We start from the raw sequence: 593 nt of genomic DNA on the forward strand, positions 1-593 counted from the left end.
CGTCTAAGACGGTTGCCATTGTACCGACAATGGATGGTGTGGAGTATTCGGAGTTGACCAATACGGTAGGAACTACAAATCTATCAGTTGAAGAGTTGAAGAAACTGAGACGTCAATTTGATGACGAGGTTGCGGATATATTAGGTTTGCCGACGGCTTTGATGCATGGAGATATGGCTGATTTGTCTAATAGCCAGAAGATGTTTAACAGTTATTGTTATGAATCGCTGGTTAAAAAAGTGGGTGACGCTCTAAACCATGCTATGGTGAGTTCGGCTGGATACGCTAATCAGAAAAAATTTGTGATTTTTGGTGAGGGGGGACTGGATAAGTTTGCTCTGGCTGAGAACATAGATAAACTCATCTCATCTGGGGCTATGACTCGAAATGAGGTGAGATTGGAACTTGGTCTTGAGGCTGTTCCTGGTGGGGATTCTTTCCTTATCACTAAGAACTATCAGGGTGAAAACGAAATAGAGAAAGGAGGAAATGAGGATGACAATCATTCAGATTAAGGGAGCGATTGTATCCAATGATGACCGCTGGTTTTATGATTGGATAGACATGGATGCAACTGCTCCTAAGGATATTGT

1 protein-coding gene is annotated in these 593 nt (G+C 42.3%); it reads left to right on the forward strand.

The genetic code is table 11. From position 1 onward, the window contains the following. The coding region (locus ABKW30_RS29255; protein ID WP_348602483.1) for a phage portal protein at positions 1-515 on the forward strand (515 nt) is incomplete at its 5' end. Between the last annotated feature and the right edge of the window lie 78 nt (positions 516-593).

It is taken from the genome of Phyllobacterium sp. SB3 (assembly GCF_040009165.1).
Taxonomy (GTDB): Bacteria; Pseudomonadota; Alphaproteobacteria; order Rhizobiales; family Rhizobiaceae; genus Phyllobacterium.